The 18,272-nt window shown below is 66.7% G+C and carries 15 protein-coding genes; 7 read left to right on the forward strand and 8 right to left on the reverse strand.

Features of this window, described 5'->3' with window-relative positions; translation table 11 throughout:
• Nucleotides 1-92: 92 nt before the first annotated feature.
• Both PVZ77_RS07405 and PVZ77_RS07410 read left to right on the forward strand, forming a co-directional pair.
• Nucleotides 93-1,619, forward strand: a complete 1,527-nt coding sequence (locus PVZ77_RS07405) for an NADH-quinone oxidoreductase subunit L (RefSeq protein WP_273806146.1) — start codon at nt 93-95, stop codon at nt 1,617-1,619.
• Complete coding sequence (locus PVZ77_RS07410) at nt 1,616-4,060, forward strand: YbcC family protein (protein WP_273806147.1); 2,445 nt, start codon at nt 1,616-1,618, stop codon at nt 4,058-4,060. Before PVZ77_RS07405 ends, PVZ77_RS07410 begins: the two co-directional genes overlap by 4 nt.
• Nucleotides 4,061-4,146: 86 nt before the next feature.
• Here PVZ77_RS07410 and PVZ77_RS07415 read toward each other — a convergent pair whose 3' ends face one another.
• The 4 genes from PVZ77_RS07415 to PVZ77_RS07430 form a co-directional block, all read right to left on the reverse strand.
• Entirely contained in the window at nt 4,147-4,563 is a 417-nt protein-coding gene (locus tag PVZ77_RS07415; protein ID WP_273806148.1) for an NUDIX hydrolase, read from the reverse strand.
• A 106-nt stretch (nt 4,564-4,669) separates the two neighbouring features.
• Nucleotides 4,670-5,392: a BPL-N domain-containing protein gene (locus PVZ77_RS07420; RefSeq protein WP_273806149.1), complete on the reverse strand. Its 723-nt coding sequence runs from the start codon at nt 5,390-5,392 to the stop codon at nt 4,670-4,672.
• Nucleotides 5,393-5,488: 96 nt separating this feature from the next.
• Nucleotides 5,489-5,704: a hypothetical protein gene (locus tag PVZ77_RS07425; RefSeq protein ID WP_133860929.1), complete on the reverse strand. Its 216-nt coding sequence runs from the start codon at nt 5,702-5,704 to the stop codon at nt 5,489-5,491.
• Nucleotides 5,705-5,811: 107 nt separating this feature from the next.
• Nucleotides 5,812-7,260 carry an efflux transporter outer membrane subunit gene (locus PVZ77_RS07430; protein WP_273806150.1) on the reverse strand — a complete coding sequence of 483 codons (1,449 nt, stop codon included), beginning with the start codon at nt 7,258-7,260 and terminating at the stop codon, nt 5,812-5,814.
• Nucleotides 7,261-7,518: 258 nt separating this feature from the next.
• Here PVZ77_RS07430 and PVZ77_RS07435 point away from each other — a divergent pair, with 258 nt between their 5' ends.
• The 3 genes from PVZ77_RS07435 to PVZ77_RS07445 all read left to right on the forward strand — a co-directional run bounded on the left by PVZ77_RS07435 (nt 7,519) and on the right by PVZ77_RS07445 (nt 10,953).
• Nucleotides 7,519-7,758: a hypothetical protein gene (locus PVZ77_RS07435; RefSeq protein WP_273806151.1), complete on the forward strand. Its 240-nt coding sequence runs from the start codon at nt 7,519-7,521 to the stop codon at nt 7,756-7,758.
• Nucleotides 7,759-9,066: an ATP-binding protein gene (locus PVZ77_RS07440; protein WP_273806152.1), complete on the forward strand. Its 1,308-nt coding sequence runs from the start codon at nt 7,759-7,761 to the stop codon at nt 9,064-9,066.
• A gap of 84 nt (nt 9,067-9,150) precedes the next feature.
• Nucleotides 9,151-10,953, forward strand: coding sequence for an ABC transporter ATP-binding protein (locus tag PVZ77_RS07445; protein WP_273806153.1), 1,803 nt, complete (start codon nt 9,151-9,153; stop codon nt 10,951-10,953).
• An 82-nt stretch (nt 10,954-11,035) separates the two neighbouring features.
• Here PVZ77_RS07445 and PVZ77_RS07450 read toward each other — a convergent pair whose 3' ends face one another.
• Entirely contained in the window at nt 11,036-12,190 is a 1,155-nt protein-coding gene (locus PVZ77_RS07450; protein WP_273806154.1) for an epoxide hydrolase family protein, read from the reverse strand.
• Between the two features lie 85 nt (nt 12,191-12,275).
• On the opposite strand from PVZ77_RS07450, the gene PVZ77_RS07455 reads away from it, so the two are divergent.
• A complete protein-coding gene (locus PVZ77_RS07455) occupies nt 12,276-12,884 on the forward strand; it encodes a TetR/AcrR family transcriptional regulator (RefSeq protein ID WP_273806156.1) in 609 nt (202 codons plus the stop codon).
• Between the two features lie 118 nt (nt 12,885-13,002).
• Here PVZ77_RS07455 and PVZ77_RS07460 read toward each other — a convergent pair whose 3' ends face one another.
• The gene (locus tag PVZ77_RS07460; protein WP_273806157.1) at nt 13,003-13,953 is read right to left on the reverse strand and encodes a LysR family transcriptional regulator; all 951 of its coding nucleotides are present in this window, start codon (nt 13,951-13,953) and stop codon (nt 13,003-13,005) included.
• Between the two features lie 100 nt (nt 13,954-14,053).
• Between PVZ77_RS07460 and PVZ77_RS07465 the strand changes: the two genes are divergently transcribed.
• Entirely contained in the window at nt 14,054-15,325 is a 1,272-nt protein-coding gene (locus PVZ77_RS07465; protein ID WP_273806159.1) for a cation:dicarboxylate symporter family transporter, read from the forward strand.
• 4 nt (nt 15,326-15,329) lie between these two features.
• On the opposite strand, the gene PVZ77_RS07470 is transcribed toward PVZ77_RS07465, so the two are convergent.
• Both PVZ77_RS07470 and PVZ77_RS07475 read right to left on the reverse strand, forming a co-directional pair.
• Entirely contained in the window at nt 15,330-16,922 is a 1,593-nt protein-coding gene (locus tag PVZ77_RS07470) for an argininosuccinate lyase (RefSeq protein WP_273806160.1), read from the reverse strand.
• A gap of 59 nt (nt 16,923-16,981) precedes the next feature.
• Entirely contained in the window at nt 16,982-18,220 is a 1,239-nt protein-coding gene (locus PVZ77_RS07475; RefSeq protein ID WP_273806161.1) for an OprD family porin, read from the reverse strand.
• Nucleotides 18,221-18,272 lie beyond the last annotated feature (52 nt).

Raw genomic sequence — 18,272 nt, forward strand, 5'->3', positions numbered from 1 at the left:
CAAAAGTGAACGTTAGATTCTGATCAATCTATTTTAAATAATTCGTACACATCCGGACACTGTCGGTATCTGGTGTTCATGGAGTGTGCAAGATGTCTAGCCTGCTGTTTTCCCTCGCCCCACTGTTGCCCTGGGTCTATGCCCTGGCGCTGTTGCCCGCGGTCTTCCTCGCTGCACCGAGCCGCCTCTGGGTACCTGCGCGGGTCGCGGGTTATCTGGGTGTCTTCCTGGTGCTGGCGGCCTGGCTACAGGCGCTCGTCGGCACCCAGCACCCTGATCGCCTCGGCCTGGCGATGGCCGGACTCATCAGCCTGCTGGCGCTGGTGATCATCGAGTATTCCCGGCGCTATCTGGAGGGGGAAGCCGGGCAGCGGCGCTATGTGCTCGCGCTGCTGGGCACCCTGGCGGCGGTGGCCACGGTGGTCACCAGCGGCAACCTCCTGTTGATTGCCGGGGCGTGGATCCTGTCCAGCCTGTGCCTGCACCAACTGCTGACCTTCTACCGCGAGCGCCCGCAGGCCGTCGTCGCGGCCCACAAGAAATTCCTCGCCAGCCGCCTCGCCGATGTCAGCCTGCTGCTGGCGATCCTGCTGCTGGTGCAGGCCGGCGATAGCAGCCAGCTCTCGCTTATCCTCGCCGCGGTGAACGCCCAGGTGCAGGCGGGGGGTGTGCTCGGCTGGGAGCTGCAGGGCGCGGCGCTGCTGCTGGCGCTGACGGTGATTCTGAAGTCGGCCCAATTGCCGGTGCATGGCTGGCTGATCCAGGTGATGGAGGCTCCCACGCCGGTCTCGGCCCTGCTGCATGCCGGGGTGGTCAACCTGGGCGGCTTCGTGCTGCTGCGCTTCGCCCCGCTGTTTTCCGCCGCGGTACCGGCGCAGAGCCTGCTGGTGCTGGTCGGCGGCCTGACCGCGGTCCTGGCCGCGCTGGTGATGATGACCCGGATCAGCATCAAGGTCCGCCTGGCCTGGTCGACCTGCGCGCAGATGGGCCTGATGTTGCTGGAGTGCGGGCTGGGGCTGTACGAACTGGCGCTGGTGCACCTGCTCGCCCATTCCCTCTACAAGGCCCATGCCTTCCTGGCCGCGGGTGAGACGGTCGCCCACGCCCGCCAGCATGCCCTGCAGCCGCAGGCCGCGGTGCTCGAACTGGGCGGGCTGTTGCGCGCACTGCTGGTGGCCGCGCTGATGCTGACGCTGCTGCAAGGGCTTTGGGCCTGGCTGCTGCCCAGTCATGCGCTGCCCCTGGTGGCCCTGACGCTGCTGGCGATCGGCCTGGCGCCCTGGACCCTGCGCCGCGACCAGCCCGCCTATGGCTTGCTCATGTTCGGCCTGCTGCTCGGCGCTTACCTGCTGTGGCATCAGGCGGCCGGCTGGATCCTCGGCCAGCACCTCGCCACGGCGCCGCTGCCGCTGGCCCTGGTGGCGATGGTCATGCTGGTCGGTCTCTATCTGCTGCAGGGCCTGCTGCTGGCCCGGCCGCGCGGCGCCCTGGCGCAACGTCTCTACCCGCTGGCCTTCGCCGGCTTCTACCTGGATGAGCACTTCACCCGCCTGACCTTTCGCCTGTGGCCGGCGCGTGCGCCCCAGCCCCTGAACGCCACCCTTGGAGACCACGCATGACCGTCCTTGAAACGCTTTCCAGCCTTTACCCGGCGTTGCACGAGGCGGCCCGCCAGGCCTGTGCGCGTATCGCGCCGACCTGGCCGCTGGACCGCATGATCGCCGTCAACCCGCTGTGGGAACGGCGCGATCAGGCCTGGCAGAGCGTGGCCGCGCAGCTCTGGCAGCGCGCCGGCAGCCGCCTGACCCTGGGCGCCGCCGACTATCGCCAGGCCTGGCAGGACGGCCGCATCGCCGAACGCCATCTGCAGCAGGCGCTGGCCGAGCAGGGGGAATCCTGCAAGCCGGCAAGGCTGCTGGAGGTACTGGACGCCCCCGCTGAGGTCTGCCACGGTCTGCCGCTACTGGAAGACCTGGCCGAACCGGGGATTCCGCTCCCGGGCTGGCCGGCGCTGATCACCCACCAGATCGGTCAGAGCTGCGCGGCCTGGTTCGATCACGAACAGGCGGACTGGCATCCGCCAGAGGGTGGCGGGCTCTATCAGACCTGGCGCGCCAGTCTGCTGGCCGACCGGGGCCTGAGCATCCTCAGTGGCTGCCAGGATCTGCATCAGCGGATCGCAGCGTTGCCGGCGCAACCCCAAGATGCCCTGGAGGCGGCGGTCGAACACCTGGGACTGCCGGCGCAAGACTGGGCCGCCTGGTTCGACTGCCTGCTGCTGCGCAACCTGGGCTGGGCCTCCTGGTGCGCCTATCGGCGCTGGCAGGCCCGGCTGCAGGGCGAGGACGACCAGACCTTGCTGGAGCTGCTGGCCATCCGCGCGGCCTGGGAGTGGCTGGTGGATGATCGCCGGCGCGGTGCCGATAGCCGGTGGCACAGTTGGCGTGCGGCCTGGCAGGCGGCCCTGCAGCAGGCGCCCTCGGCCAATTGGCGGGCCCTGCAACTCTGGCAGCGTGCCGACGAGCTGGCCTGGCAGGAGCATCTGCAGCAGACGCTGTGCCAGCGCATCCCGGCAGCCGTGCCCCCGACGCCGCTGGCCAAGCTGTTCTTCTGCATCGACGTGCGTTCCGAGCCCCTCAGGCGTGCCCTGGAGCAGACCTGTCCGGCACTGGAAACCGGTGGCTTCGCCGGCTTCTTCGGGCTGCCCATCGCCTATACGCCGCTGGGTACCGGGGCCACGCGCCCGCAGTTGCCGGGCCTGCTCGCGCCGCAGCTGCAGGTAAGTGACGGCAGTGGCGATGCCACCCGGGATCGCCAGCTGGCGCAGGTGCGTCAGGGGCGTCTGGCGCGGCAGGGCCGCTGGCGGCTGTTCGAGCGGCTGCCGGCCTCGAGCTTCACCCTGGTGGAAAGTGTCGGGCTGGGCTACGCCGGGGCGCTGCTGGGACGGACCTATGGCCTGGCGGGTGGCGCGCCCTCGCCCGAACTCAGCGCCTGGCGCCGTCACGAACGGCAACAGTTGCAACCACAGCTACCGGCGATGTCCCGGCTGCAGCAGGTCGACCTGGCCGAGCGCATTCTCAAGGCCATGGGGCTCGACGGGCCGGTGCCGCCCCTGTTGGTGCTGCTCGGCCATGGCAGTCAGAGCGCCAATAATGCTCAGGCAGCGGGTCTGGACTGCGGTGCCTGCTGTGGCCAGAGCGGCGAGATCAATGCGCGGCTACTGGCCGGCCTGCTCAACGAACCCGAGGTGCGCGACGGGCTGCGGGTGCGCGGCCTGGACCTGCCGCCGCACTGCCAGGTGCTGGCCGGGCTGCACAACACCACGACGGATGAGGTGCAGGTCTTCGGGTACGAGGGGCTTCCTGCAGCGCTCCAGCCCAGCTGGCAGCGCCTGCGGCGGGCTCTGGACACCGCCAGCGCCGAGGTGCGGCGGCAGCGGGCGGGCAAACTGGGCCTGGCACCGCTGCCGGGACAGCCGGACAGATTGCTCGGGCAACTGCGCCGGCGCGCTCGGGACTGGGCGCAGACCCGGCCGGAATGGGGCCTCGCCGGCAATGCCGCCTTCATCGCCGCGCCGCGGGCGCGCACCCGCGCGGTGGACCTGGAGGGTCGCGTCTTCCTGCACGACTACGATTGGCGGCAAGACCAGGAGGGCAGGGTGCTGGAGCTGATCATGACGGCGCCCATGGTGGTGGCGCACTGGATCAACCTGCAGTACTTCATCTCGACCACCGACAACCTGCGCTTCGGCAGCGGCAACAAGTTGCTGCACAACGTGGTGGGCGGCCATATCGGCGTGTTCGAAGGCAACGGCGGCGACCTGCGCATCGGTCTGGCGCGCCAGTCGCTGCACGACGGCCAGCAGTGGATGCATCGTCCGCTACGCCTGCACGTGGTGATCGAGGCGCCGCGCGCGATGATCGATCAGGTGATCGCCAGCCATGCCGTAGTGCGCGATCTGGTGCGCAACGGCTGGCTGTACCTGCTGCGTCTGTATGGCCAGCCGGCTTGCCTTGAGGTGCGTACGGCCGGGGGATGGCAGCCCTTGCCCAAGGTCTGACGCTGGCCGGCGCCAGGCCGCCCGAGGCTTCAGGCAGTCTGGCATGGCAAAGCTGAAGTCCGTGGCCAAGGGATCGACAGCGCGTGCTAGTAGGTCAGCAGTCGCTGCTCCAGCAGTGGAAGGATCACGTCGCGGGTCAGGGGCGCCAGCGGCAGATCGCCGGGCCCGTCTACGGCTACCCACACCGCCTCTTCGATTTCGGCGGCGGGTACCGCCTGGTCGCCCGCGCCCATGGCTACCTGATACAGCGCGCAATCGACCCTGAAACCGGGTTCATTGGCGGCCGGCGCCTGGAAGTTGCCGAGAAAGGTCGCAGCCTCTGCCGTGATGACCAGGCCAAGCTCTTCCCCCAGCTCGCGGATCAGGGCCTCCAGGGGTTGCTCCCCCGGATCCACCTTGCCGCCCGGTTGCATGAAGGCGGTGGTGCCCCGCTTGCGTACCAGCAGCACCTGCTGGCGTTCGTTCAGGAGGATGGCGGCGGCGATGTGCAGGGTAGGGGTCAAGGTGAGCGTCCCGGTCAAGGTGGGCGGGTCACCGTGCCGTGAAGCGAGCGAAAAGGCAATTGTCGGTGGTCCTGGTCCAACTCACCATGAGTGCCTGTGGTGCCTGTCAGAAGTCGAGGGCATCGAACAGGGTCCTGAACGGCTCGCCTTTGGGAAACCGGCTCATGGACAGGTGCGCCTCCTGAAACCAGGACTCATCGGCTTCGGGATGGGGGCCGCTCAAGACCACGACGCCTGCGCCAAACCGGTAGCGCGCCGCAGCGATGTCACCATTGCCATAGCTGCCGATCACGCGAAAACCGTCGCCCGATCCAGGCGGTAGATAGGGGCCATCCTGGAAGAACACCTGATCTTCACGACCGCCCCACCTCAAGAGCACCACGCTGTCGTCTGTGGAGGTGACCGGAAAGCCCGGGCGGCCAACCTCCGAATCCAGCTCGGCATCGAGCAGGCCGAGATTGGCGGCATCCGCGAGGTAGGCGCCCATGCAGATCCCGAGATACTGACCACCCTGGGCGACATAGGCGCGTATGGCAGCGATCCTGTCCTTGCCCAGACTGGCCAGGGCAGCCGGTATGTCCTGACCACCCCCCGGCTGGACGTAGGCTTCGTAGCGTTGCAGGTTTGCACTGGAAACATCCAGGCGTTCGTCCGGGCCGAGAAAATCAACCTGGTAGGCCGACCCAAGCCGTTCGATGGCATCCCTTACCGCCTCGGCACAACCCTCGCACGTGGCCGGACCTCGATAGATGGCGATCCGTATCACGTCGGCCTCGTCGAGGTCGACCAGGCCGAGCACGGTGGACAGGAAGGCCAGCAGCAGAATCATCGAGACGCCGAAGGAACGCATGGCCAAGGCTCGTGAAATGTCCTGGAAGCTGAGACGTTTTCCCGTGGATCGACGAAAGGAGAGGTCGCGTCGGTCTCACAGATCGGTATGCAGTGAATAGCCATTGAAGCCGGCGGCAAACAACATGGCGCCCCAGAGAAAGAAGTCGGTTTGCAGGAACTCACGCTTTATCGAAACCAGCTTTATGCCGTTGTTCAAGGAGACGGTAGGGTCTATGAGCCACCCCACGAGTACGGCCGCCACGCCCAGTATCATGGCGATGAAGCCGATGCTTTTTACGACGTGCCTCACTAGCGTCTCCTTTTGTGTGCGCGCCTTCGGTAGATGGCGCCTGAAAATCAGGATATCGATCGGTAGAACGGCCCGTGTAAAACCTCATGAAGGCCGGTAAACAAGTGTTAACGCGAGGCCATGGGCGACGGGGTCGTAGCGGGTGGAGCGGAAAGATCCGCTTCGCCGCTCCGCTCCCATTCGCCGCCCAGTGCCCGGAACAGGCCGACGTGGGCGATCATCAGCTGCAGCCGGGTTTCGATCAGGGCGTTATCGGCCTGGTAGAGGGTGCGCTGGCTGTCGAGCAGAGTCAGGTAGTTGTCCAGCCCCTGCCGATAGCGCTCGCTCGCCAGCTCGACACTGCGCGCGGTGATGTCATGCAGGCGCTGCTGGGCCGCGAGCTGCCGTCTCAGGGGCGCCTCGGCAACGAGTTGATCGGCCACCTCGCGGAAGGCGACCTGGATGCTCTTCTCGTAGCGAGCGATATCCTGATCGCGCCGCACCTCCGCCAGATCCAGGTTGGCGCGGTTGCGACCGCCGTCGAATAGCGGAACCTGCAATTGGGGGACGAAGCTCCACACCTGATTGCCGAGGTTGAACAGGCAGTCAAGGTCGGAACTCAGGTAGCCGGCGCTGGCCGTCAGGGTGATGCGCGGGAAGAAGGCAGCCCGAGCGGCGCCGATGTTGGCGTTGGCCGCCCGCAGGCGGTATTCGGCCGCACGAATGTCCGGACGGCGTTGCAGCAGGTCGGAGGGCAGGCCCGCCGGGACGGGCAGGTCGAGACCCTGGCGCGCGAGCGGCAAGGGCGCGGGCAGATCGCCGCGCGGCTCTCCGCCGAGCAGCAGGCGCAGGGTGTTGTCTACCTGCGCCCGACTCCAGTCCAGGACGGCGAGATCGGCTTCGGTGGTCTCTAGCGCCGTTTGAGCCTGGGCCAGGTCCAGTGCCGAACTCACGCCGGCAGCATGGCGCTGCTCGATCAGGGCGAGGCCTCGCTGGCGACTTTCCAGCGTACTGCGACTCACGAGCAGTCTCTCATCCAGGGCGCGCTGATTCAGATAGGCCGTCGTCACCTCGGCGATCAGTGACAGCTCCACCGCGCTGCGCGTCTCGCGTTGGGCCAGGTACTCGTCCAGGGCCGCATCGCGCAGATTCCCCAATCGGCCGAACAGATCCAGTTCGTAGGCGTTCGTACCCAACCCGACGCTGTATCTGCTGGCCATCTGGCTACCGCTTCGCTCCTGATCGGTGCGCGAGGCGCTATCCAGGCTCCCGGTCCGTTCTCGCGTCCGGCTTGCGGTGGCACCCAGTTCGAACATGAGGTCGGCACGGCTGATGCGATAGCGGGCGCGCGCTTCCTGGATATCCAGCGCGACCAGCCGCAGATCCCGATTTCCGTCCAGGGCCTGATCGATCAAGGCGTGCAGGTGCGGGTCGGCGAACAGGCTTTGGCGGTCAGGCGACAGGTCCGTGGACGCCGTCAGGACGGGATAGCGCTCCGGGACCGGCGGCTGCGGTCGTTCATGGCGGGGTGCCAGGGAGCAACCCGCGAGCAGGACACTCAGGGCCAGGACGGTCACTCCAGTCAGGACGAGCTTGCCTGCCGCGAGCTGTTTGCCCAAGGACAGGGATGGGTGGCGGGGCCGAGCCAAGGTGCGTGATGGCATCAGGATCCGCTTTTTTCCGGCTTGGCAGTAAGGGAAGAGTGGGTAGTGAAACATCGTACGTCCTCGTGGAGAACGCCATGGTAGAGGGCCCGCCTGGGCGGCCTTGTAAAGGTCTGTAGGTCTCTTGTGAAAGAGTGTTAAGGGCTGCCCTTGAGGGCTTGGCGCTCCGTTATGCTCGCCGCCTCCTTGCCCTGGGACCTACCTGTGAAACTCTTTTTCAACGTCGAAAACGTCACCATCCCCGCCGCGCCGGTGGCCACCGATCAGCGTCGCCGATGCGCGTTCGTGACCTTGCCTGGCCCGCACCAGGAAGGCGCGGGCTACGGCTCGTGCTGGCCGTCGTTCAAGCTGGCAAAACGGTCCGGACGCGACCCTCAGGTAAGACCTCGCCGCGGCGTCGAGTCCTGCTAGATGCTCAAGATCTTGATAAGGCTCTACTGCGTGCTGCTGGTGACCTATGGCGCAGCCAGCTATCTGGTCCCGGAAGCCCTGCAGCAGATGTTCAGTGATCGCTATAGCCGCGTCAGTCTGGAGCAGATGAATGGCCCGCTGAAACTGGTGGAGCGAACCTTCGTGGAAACGCCGCTCGCCCGCTGGCCGGCGCTGCTGGCTGAGCTGAACGCCGACATCGCGCCCGTCACCTTGCAACTGGGGCTACAGACCGATCCCCAGTTGACGAGCGCCGAGCGCCACCGTTTGGCCAAAGGCGAACGACGCGTCCGCCTGACCGACGATGGCGATCCCAGCGTGGCCTTGATCCCCCTGCCGGGCGGGCACGTCCTCTGGGTCGGCTTCGCCGAGGTTCCGACCGACATAGCCCTAACGTATTGGGCCATGAACGCCCTGATCGGTGCGGCGCTGCTCATCTGTCTGTATGTCTGGCTGCGACCGCACTGGCGCGATCTCGAGCGGCTCAGGCGCACGGCGGCGCGCCTAGGCAAGGGGCATCTGCAGGAGCGTACCGCGATCTCGCCGCGCTCGGACATCGGCCAGCTGGCGCGGGCCTTCGATGACATGGCCCAGGATCTCGAAACCCTGATCGTCCAGCAGCGCGACCTGCTCAATGCGGTCTCCCATGAGCTGCGCACGCCGCTGTTCCGTCTGGAATTCGGCCTGGCCCTAATGCAGGCCGACCCGCTGCCCGCTGAAACACAACGACAGCTGGAGCAGCAGGTTCGCCACGTGCGTGAACTGGATGCGCTGGTGAACGAACTGCTTTCCTACGCCCGCCTGCAGTCCAGTCAGCAGCCACCCGAGCGTCAAGCACTCAAGCTCGGTGCCTTCCTGGACAGCGTCCTGGCGGATTTCGGCGAGGAACAGGAAAGGCGTGGCGTCACCTTGAGCCTGGACATGGCCGCTGCGCCCGAGCAAGCCCTCTTGGCATCAAGACTCACGGCGCGCGCGTTGCAGAATCTGATTGGCAATGCCCTGCGCTATTGCCAGCGTGGGGTCTGGCTGACCGTTCGCCACGACGCCGACGCTCTGTTGATCACTGTCGAGGACGATGGCGAGGGTATTCCGCCGGGCGAACGGGAGCGGGTGTTCGAGCCCTTCTATCGCCTGGATCGCAGTCGGGATCGCGCTACCGGAGGCTTTGGCCTGGGGCTGTCGATCAGCCGTCGCGCCATAGAAAAGCAGGGCGGGCAGCTGGCGCTGACGCAAAGCGAAAGAGGTGGCGCACGCTTTGACATCCGGCTGACCGACGCCCTCGCGTCCTGACCAGCAGCAGCCCAAGGCCTCCTTGGCACCCGATGACGCGGACCCGAGTCCGCTCCTTCCTCTGACCGACCTGAAAGCAAACAAATGTCCAGTTCCTCTTCTTCCCCACGGTCGCCGGCTGAAACCGAGACCCTCGACGACTATGGCAACCTGGCCAGGCGTCATGTCACGTTCGCGCGGATTCTCGAACTACTGGCTCCGCATCGGGCCGCACTTGTGCTGGTGGTGTTGCTGATCGCGGTCGCCGGGATCAGCGGCGTGATCAGTCCCTTCCTGATCCGCAGCATCGTCGACGATGCCTTGCCGGCAAAGGACCTGACGCTGCTGGTCTGTCTGGCCGCCGGTCTGGTCGGGGTGGCGCTGTTCAATGCCATCGCCAACCTGACCCAGACCTATGTCGCGGTTCGGGTGGGCCAGAGCGTCATGCACGACCTGCGGACCCGCCTGTACGGCCACCTGCAGAACCTCTCGCTGGGGTTTTTCGCCGGTACCCGCGCGGGCGAGGTGCAGGCGCGCCTGTCCAGCGACATCGCCGGTCTGCAGACCCTGTTGACCCACTCCGCTACGGATCTGGCGAGGCATCTGAGCGTCGTGGCGGCGACCCTGGTAGCGATGCTGTTGCTGGACTGGCGCCTGGCATGTGTGTCCTTCGCCGTCATTCCCCTGCTGGTCTGGATCAATGGCCGCGTCGCTCAGCTGCGGGAGCGAGTGACCTACCGGCAACAGGAGCAGGTGGCGGACCTTTCCGCCAACATCGCCGAGTCCCTGTCGGCCGGCGGCATCATCCTGTCGCGTACCCTGGGCCGCGTGCACTATCTCGTGCAGCGCTTTCAGCGTGACTCCGCGCAGCTGGCGCGCCTGGAAACCCAGGCCAGCACGGCGGGACAATGGGAATTCGCGCTCGTCTTCCTGGCGCTGGATCTCCTGCCGGCGCTGACCTTCCTGGGCGGCGGTCTGTTCATGGGCCTGGGGCTGCAGGTGTCGATTGGCACCCTGGTGGCCTTTATCGCCTTGCAGGAGCAATTGCTCTGGCCGCTGCTGGAGATCTTTGAAACGCGGATCGAATTCGCCAAGGGACGCGCCTTGCTGGCGCGGGTGTTCAGCTACCTGGATACGCCGGCGACGGTCGTCGAGGCCAGCTCACCGACGAATCTTGCGCGGCAGGATTTCCAGCAGGGCATCCGTTTCGAGAACGTCGGTTTCGCCTATGGCGACCGCGTCGTACTCAGGGATCTGACGTTCGACATACCGGCCGGAAAGCACACGGCGCTGGTTGGCCCCACCGGCTCTGGCAAGACCACCATCTCCTATCTCCTCGCGCGCCTGTACGACGCCGATCAGGGCTGTATCCGCTACGACGGCATCGATATCCGCGAGCTGAGCTTTGCGACGCTGGCCAGCCTGGTCGGCATCGTGACCCAGGATACCTTCCTGCTCAACGCCAGCATCGAAGCCAACCTGCGCTTCGCCAAGCCCGACGCAAGCGAGGCGGAACTCTGGTGGGCGCTGGAAAGGGCACAGCTGGATGCCACGGTGCGAAGACTTCCCGAGGGGCTGGGTGCCGGTGTCGGTGACCGGGGGTATCAGCTGTCCGGTGGCGAGCGCCAACGTCTGTCCCTGGCGCGTATGCTGCTGCGTGATCCACCGATCATTGTCCTGGATGAAGCGACCAGCGCCCTGGACAGCAACACCCAGGCGGCGATGGCCGCAGCCCTGGCCTCGTTGCAGGGGCCGCGGACCCTGATTTCCATCGCCCATCGCCTCAGAACCGTCAGGCAGGCGGATCGGATTCTGGTCATCCAGGCTGGGCAACTGGTGGAGCAGGGCACTCATGAAGAGTTGATGAAACAGGGTGGACTCTATGCGGTCATGGCACTGAATGCCTGAATGCCTGAATGCCTGAATGCCTGAATGCCTGAATGCCTGAATGCCTGAATGCCTGAATGCCCCTTGGCAGATGAGCGCGCGCTCAGCGCATCGCCCGAAAGGCTTCCCGCAGGTGCGCCACGAACTGCTGCGGATTTTCCATCGCCGCGAAGTGCCCGCCCTGATCGGCTTCCGCGAAGAACCGCAGATCGGCGAAGCGCCGCTCGGCCCAGCGGCGCGACAGCCGCAGTTGCTCGCCAGGGAACATGCTGACGCCCGCGGGCAGGGGCAGCGGCGCGCTGGGCATGCCGTTCGCCAGCTCGCGCCTGGCCTCCCAGTAGAAACGTGCCGAACTGGCGCCGGCATTGGGCAGCCAGTAGAGCATGATGTCATCGAGCAGATGATCCAGCGGCAGGACGCGTTCGGGTTCGCCCGCGGTGTCCGAGACGTCCTGGAACAGGGCGTAGATCCAGGCCGCCAGGCCTACCGGCGAGTCGGCCAGGGCGAAGCCCACCGATTGCGGGCGGGTGGTCTGCACCTTCATGTAGCCCGAGTATTCGCGCTCGTAGCGGGCGGCGTCGGCGAGCATCCGCTGCTCGTCCGGCGTGGCCGCCGCGACCTCCTGGGCAGTGGGCTGGAACATCACCATGTTCAGGTGCACGCCGGCCAGGCCCGCCGGGCGCATATGGGCCAGGGCGGTGGTCACCGCGGCGCCCCAGTCGCCGCCCTGGGCCAGCCAGTGATCGCCGTAGCCGAGTCGGCGCATGAGTTCGATCCAGGCCAGGGCGGTACGGCCCACGCCCCAGCCAGGCTCGCTGGGCTGGTCCGAGAAGCCGAAGCCGGGTAGCGCGGGAATGACCAGGTGAAAGGCGTCCGCGGCTTCACCGCCATGGGCGACCGGATCGCTAAGCAACCCTATCACCTCGCGAAACTCCAGCACCGAACCTGGCCAGCCATGGGTGAGCAGCAGGGGTGTAGCCGTCGGTTCAGGAGAGCGCACATGCAGGAAGTGGATGCCGAGGCCGTCGATCTCGGTACGGCTGCTGCCCCACCCGTTCAGCAGGGTCTCGGCCGCCCGCCAGTCGTAACCGCCGCTCCAGCGTTCCACCAGGGCTTGCAGGCGCTCCCGTTGCGGTCCCTGACTGCCATCGCTGACCGTCTCGCGGTCGGGCCAGCGCGTGAGTCTGAGTCTTGCTGCCAGCCCGTCGAGCTGGGCTTGAGGCACGCGGATAGGAAAGGACTGGATGAGATCGGTCATGGAGAGCCTCAAGGAAGGGCGCAGTCGAATAACTGAACGTTATCGTTCAGTTTACAGGCGCTGTCAATCCGCTTAAGGTTCGCCCATGACCGAAATGACCAAACCACGCGGTGGGCGACCCCGTCGCGAAGAGGCCGGCGATGTCGATCGCCGCCTGCTGGACGCTGCCTTCGAACTCTTCCTCGCCCAGGGCTTTGCCGGGACCTCCTGCGAGGCGGTGGCGCGGCTGGCCGGTGCGGGCAAGGCCAGCCTCTATGCGCGCTTCGCCAACAAGGATCAGCTGTTCGAGGCGGTGATCCGCCGTCATTCGGGAACCCTGCCGCAGATCGAGCCCTTGCCCTCCGGCCTGCCGCTCGCGGAGCGTCTGCAGCTGGCCGGTCAGGACATGCTGGAGCACGCCTCGCGGCCGGAAACCCTGGCGATGATGCGCCTGGTGATCGCCACGGCCGATCGCTTTCCGGCAGTAGCGGCCGAGGCGACCCGGATCGGCTGGGAGGCCGGCCGCCTGCGGGTGCGACAGGCCATCGAGGCGGGCCCGGATCAGCCGGACGACAGCGAGCGGCTGCTCGAGGGGTTCATCGATCTGGTCTTCGCGCCGCATCAGTTGCGGGCGCTGCTGGGCGATGATCCGAGGGCGCTGCAGGCTCAGGCCGCAGAGCGGATCGAGCGGGCGATCCGGCTGTTGCTGGGGTGAGGGTGTCAGGCGGCTCCCACTCGGTCGTTGACTGGCACATCGAACCGCCCATGCCCGGATCGGAATAACCCGGCAGTTTCCCAGGTTCGCAAGGAGGAGATCGGCTACTGCGCGGCGTTCAGCCCCGCACTCGCCGCTGCGGTCTGCCCGCCAGTTGCCGGGCCAGGACGATGAAGTTCTGCAGGGCGGGAGAGGGATTGAAGGCGCGGCAGGCCAGGGTGATCGGGGCGGCCAGCCGGGGGCGGGCGTCCAGGATGGGGCAGTAGCAGATGCTGGACCTGTGCAGTTCGGTCATGGACGCCGGTACCGCGGAGATGCCGGCGCCGGCCGCCACCAGGCTCAGGTTGGTGAGCATGCGGTCGACTTCGAAGGCTACCCTTGGCTCGAAGCCGGCATGGCGACAGGCGTCCAGCAGCTTGGCATACATGCCCGGCGCGCCCGGCTTGCGCACCAGGATGAAGGCTTCATCAGCCAGGGCCGCCAGTGGCAGTCCGCGTTGCACCAGGCTGTCCAGCGCCGCTGCGCCGATCCCCGTGATGAGTCGATGATTACTCGGCAAGGCGAGCAGCATCGCCTCGTTGAGCAGGCGGTGGTAGGTTACGCCTTCCGGCGCGCTGACCGGCGCGCGCAGGATGCCGAGGTCCAGGCGGCCTTCCGCCACCCGCTGGGTGAGGCCCTGGGCGTTGTCCTCGGCGATGGCGATTTCCACGTCCGGATAGCGCTCCCGGTAGGCGCGGATGACGCGGGGGATCAGCGCATGGGCGGCCGCCGAACTGGTGAAACCCAGCGTCAGGGTGCCGTCGATGCCCCGGGCGACCCGTGCCGCGCGATGCGCGCCCTGGCCGACCCGGGCCAGGATGTCGCGGGCGTCCTGCAGGAAGGCCGCGCCGCCGGCGGTCAGGGCGACGCCCTTGGGGTGACGCAGGAAGAGGGGGAAGCCGAGTTCGTCTTCCAGGGCCCGGATCTGCTGGCTGAGCGGCGGCTGCTGCATGTGCAGGCGCGCGGCGGCGCGGGTGAAATGCTGCTCCTCGGCCACCGTGACGAAGTACCTCAGATGTCGCAATTCCATTCGCTCGCTGACCTCGCTGACGCCGGTCTGGATGACCGATCGGTTAGGATGGGACGCAAGGTGTCTGGCGCCACCCACAATAATAACGACAGGAATCCGGATGATCGCGCGGATCGCTCGCAACGGCAGTGTGCAGATAGGCGTGGCGCTCGCCAGCGGGCTGCTGCTCGGCCTCTGGCGTCCCGAGCTGGCCGCGGCCATGAAGCCCTTGAGCGATCTGTTCCTGCGTACCCTTGGCCTGGCCGTCCCACTGCTGATGTTCGCGCTGATCGTCTCGGCCATTGCCCGCCTGGGCCGCGGCGTCGGCGTCATGGCGGCGCGCATGGTGCTGTACTTTCAGGTGATGTCCCTGCTGTCCCTGCTGTCCCTGCTGTCCCTGCTGGTCGGTCTGATCGTCGGCCTGGTGATCCATCCCGGCAGCGCCGTCGCGCCTGGCCCGATACCGATCAATTGGGGCAGTGCCGAACCGGCTGACCCCCTGTTGCCGGCTGCTCCCTCGTCGATGCCAGGTCTGCTCGACAGCCTGCCAGGCACGCTGCTGGGCGCCTTTACCCAGAGCGCCATACTGCCTGTGTTGTGCCTGGCCATCGTCCTGGGACTCGTCCTGCGTACCCTAGGTGACCGAGGCGCTTCCTGGCTCGCCGGGATCGAGCGGGCCCTGGCGTTCATGCTGCGGCTGCTGCGCCTGTTCCTCCGCCTGGCGCCCCTTGCCGCCTTTGGCGCCATGGCCTTCACCGTCTCCCGTTATGGCGGCGCCTCCCTGTGGCCGCTGTTGAAGTTTCTGCTCGCGGTCTATCTCGCCGCCCTGTGTTTCATCTGCGGCGTGCTGGTGCTGGTGGCGCGCCTCTGTGGCTTTTCCCTGCTGCGCCTGATCCTCTGGCTGAAGCACGAGTTGCTGCTGGTGGCGGTGACCGGTTCCTCGGTCGCGGCCTTGCCCCTGCTGATCGGCCGCCTCGAACGCGCCGGTTGCCCGACGGAGCTGGTGCGGTTGTCGCTGACCACCGGCTACACCTTCAACCTGGCAGGCTCGAATCTATACATTGCCGTGGCGATGCTATTCCTGACCCAGTTCGCCGGGATCGAGCTGTCGGTCGCGCAGTTGGTGATCTTCCTCCTCGTCGGCCTGATCACCACCCTGGGTTCGACGAGTGTCGCCGGCTCGGCCTTCCTCACCCTGGCAGCGACCCTGTCGATCCTGCACTTCGTGCCGGTAGAGGCGGTCGGCCTGTTGCTGGGCGTCGAGCGGCTGATGAAGTGCCGCTCGCTCACCAACGTGCTGGGTAACTGCGTCGCCTGCCTGGCGCTGGCGCGCTGGCAGGGGACGCTGGACCGACCGCGACTGGCGGCGGCGCTCGCCCGTGGACGGCACTAGGCGATCACGGCTTCAGCAGCTTGGCAAAGGCCTGATCGAGCGCGCTGTCGGCCTCGGCCAACCACTGCCGCCGGGCCTTGGTCCAGTCGACATCGGTCTGCAGGGCCTGCTTTGCCTCGCCGAGCATGCGCTGCACCTCGGCCGGTTGCGGACCGCCGGTGCCGACCCGCGTCCTGACCATGCTGGTCGGGGAGAGGGCATTGCGGAATTCGGCTTCCTGCAGCGGCAGGCTGGTCTCCTTCCACTGGTACTTCTCAGCGGCCTGGGTGTAGAGCTGGCGGGCCTTGGCGAAGGGGAAGGTCTTGGGCGTGTAGCCTTCGTCGCGCGCCTCGGTGACGATCAGCGAGGCGAAGCTGTGACCGATGCGGAAGGGCGCCTTGTGCGCCCGCTCCAGGGTGTCGGCCAGCTCCATCGAGGTGGTCCATTCGTTCTCCAGCTCTTCCAGGGCGCGCTGCGGATTGACCTTCAGGGCGTCGAGCACGCGGTCCATGCTGGTGAACATGCCGATGGCCGAGTCATAGAAATTCAGGTCGTCGAAGGCGAACTTGTAGTCCGTCATGCCGGTGGTCACGTTGTGCGCGCGCAGGGTGATGGTCTGCGCCAGGCCGATGGTGTCCGAGGCGGCTTCCCGGGTGCGCATCAGCAGTCCGGGATTGCGCTTCTGCGGCATGGCGCTGCTGGTGTAGGTGGAGCCTTCCTCCAGCAGCAGCCAGGGGCGGATCTGGTGGTACTGGGTATGGATGTCGCCGATCATCGCCCCAAGCCGAATCGCCGAGGAGGCGGCGATGTCGGCCGCCTCGATGGGGATGTCGTAGGTGGAGACCTGGCTGGAATCCAGCGAATTCTGACGCACCCCATCGAAGCCGAGCAGGGCGGCGAGACGCTCGCGGTTCAGCGGATAGGCGGAATTGGCCAGCACGGCGGTGCCCATCGGACTGAGGTTGAGGCGCTGATAGAGCTGGGCGATGCGCTGCGCGTCGCGGGCGAAGGAATCGACGTAGGCGAGCAGATAGTGGGCGTAGGAGATCGGCATCGCCTGGACGCCATTGGTATAGGCCGGCACCAGGGTATCGACGTTGGCGGCGGCGAGGGTCAGCAGGCGCTGACGGGTCGCGTTCACGGCGTCGCTGTAGGCCAGCACCTGGCTACGCAGGGACGCCAGGCGGTAGGTGGCGTAGATGTCCTGGCGGCTGCGGCCCGAGTGGATCAGCGAGGCTTCCGGACCGATCTTGTCGGTCATGATCTTTTCCAGCTGAAGGATGTCGGTGGGTCGCTTGCCGTCCGGCCGACCACCCTGGTCGATGGCGAACTCGACCCCGTTGGCGATCTTGCGCCCCATTTCCGGGGTAACGATGCCTTCCTCGGTCAGCATCACGATGGAGGCCTTGTTGATGCGGTTCAGCCCGTCGAACTGGTCTTCGACGCCGCCGGCGCGGGTGCCACCGTGGGTCACGGTGCCGCCGATCCTGGCGACCTCGGCCTTGCACTCGGCAGTGGTCTTGCAAGGGGCGTCAGCGGTGTTGGCGGCCAGCGCCGGGGTACCGGCGGCCAGGGCGACGAGCAGGGCGAGCGGCAACAAACGCGAGGTAGCGGGCATGGAGGAAAGTCCTGTCGGGAGGGGATCGAGGCCGGCGCGGTCCGCGGCCGGCGGTGGGGTCAGAGCAGGGACAGGGTGTAGCTGAGGATCAGGCGGTTCTGGTCGAGCTCGGTGTCGTTATGGCTGCGGTAGCTGCCATTGCGCCAACGCACCTTGAAGTTCTTCAGCGCGCCGGTCTGGAAGGTGTATTCAAGCTCGGTATCGCGCTCCCACTCCTGACCGGCGACACCGCCGGGCCCGTCGAAATGGTCGCCCCTGAGATAGCGCGTCATGAAGGCGAGGCCCGGGAGGCCCCAGGCCGCGAAGTCGTAGTCGTAGCGCACCTGCCAGGAGCGCTCGCCCGGATTGGCGAAATCCGGCGACAGCATCACGTAGTTGACCAGGTACGAATCGGTGCCGTTGAGATGGGGAAAGCCGGTCTCGCCGTGCATCTGCTGGTAGGCGGCGCCGAAGGCATGGCGACCCAGGTTGTAGGTGAACTTGGCGCCATAGGCATCGTTGTCGACGTTGCTGCCGCCGTCCTTGCGCGAGCGGGCATAGCGCAGATCCGTCTCCAGCGACTGGTCCTTGCCGAGCGGCAGGACGTGCAGCACGTTGAACATATGCTGTTCGTAGTTCTGGTCGAGGTGACCGTAGTCGTAGACCGTGGTGAGCTGCCGGCTCCATTTGTAGCTCAGGCCGGCGAAGTCGAACTGGTCGGACGCGCGGCCGCCCCTGATACCGCTGCCCGCTACGGTCATGTCCTCGTTGGCGCTGTCGTTGCGAACCCGGTTCCGGGTCAGCCGCCCGGCGTTGAAGGTGAGGTTGTCCAGTTCCTTCGACACCAGCTGGGCGCCCTGGAAGATCTGCGGCAGCAGGCGGGAGTTGCTGCTGCGGATGGTCTGCAGCCGGGGGATCAGGGTGCCGACCTTCAGGGTGCTCTTGGACACCCGCACCTTGCCGGTCAGTCCGAGCTTGCTGTAGTCGTCGGGCGCTCGCCGGTCGCCCACCGGCAGCAGACCGGTGTTCTGCCGGTCCGGCCCCGAATCCAGCTTGAGGCCGAGCATGCCCAGGGCGTCGACACCGAAGCCCACCGGCCCCTCGGTGAAGCCGGATTCGTAATCGAGAATGAAGCCCTGGGCCCATTCCTCCCGCTTGGATTGCCGGGCACCGGCTTGGCGATAGTCGCCGTTGAAGTAGAAGTTGCGCAGTTCCAGGTCGGCCTTGCTGTCGGCGAAGAACTCGGCGAAGGCATCGGAGGGTAGAAAGGAGGCGAGGGCGGCGGTACCGACCTCGAGGGCTAGCGGTGGCATGCGCATGGTGAGATTCCTTGACGCGTTATTGTTATTGGGCGCGTTTCGTCGTGAGGCG

The sequence above is a fragment of the Pseudomonas sp. SHLD1 genome (genome assembly GCF_028640935.1).
GTDB classification, from domain to species: Bacteria; Pseudomonadota; Gammaproteobacteria; order Pseudomonadales; family Pseudomonadaceae; genus Chryseomonas; species Chryseomonas aestiva.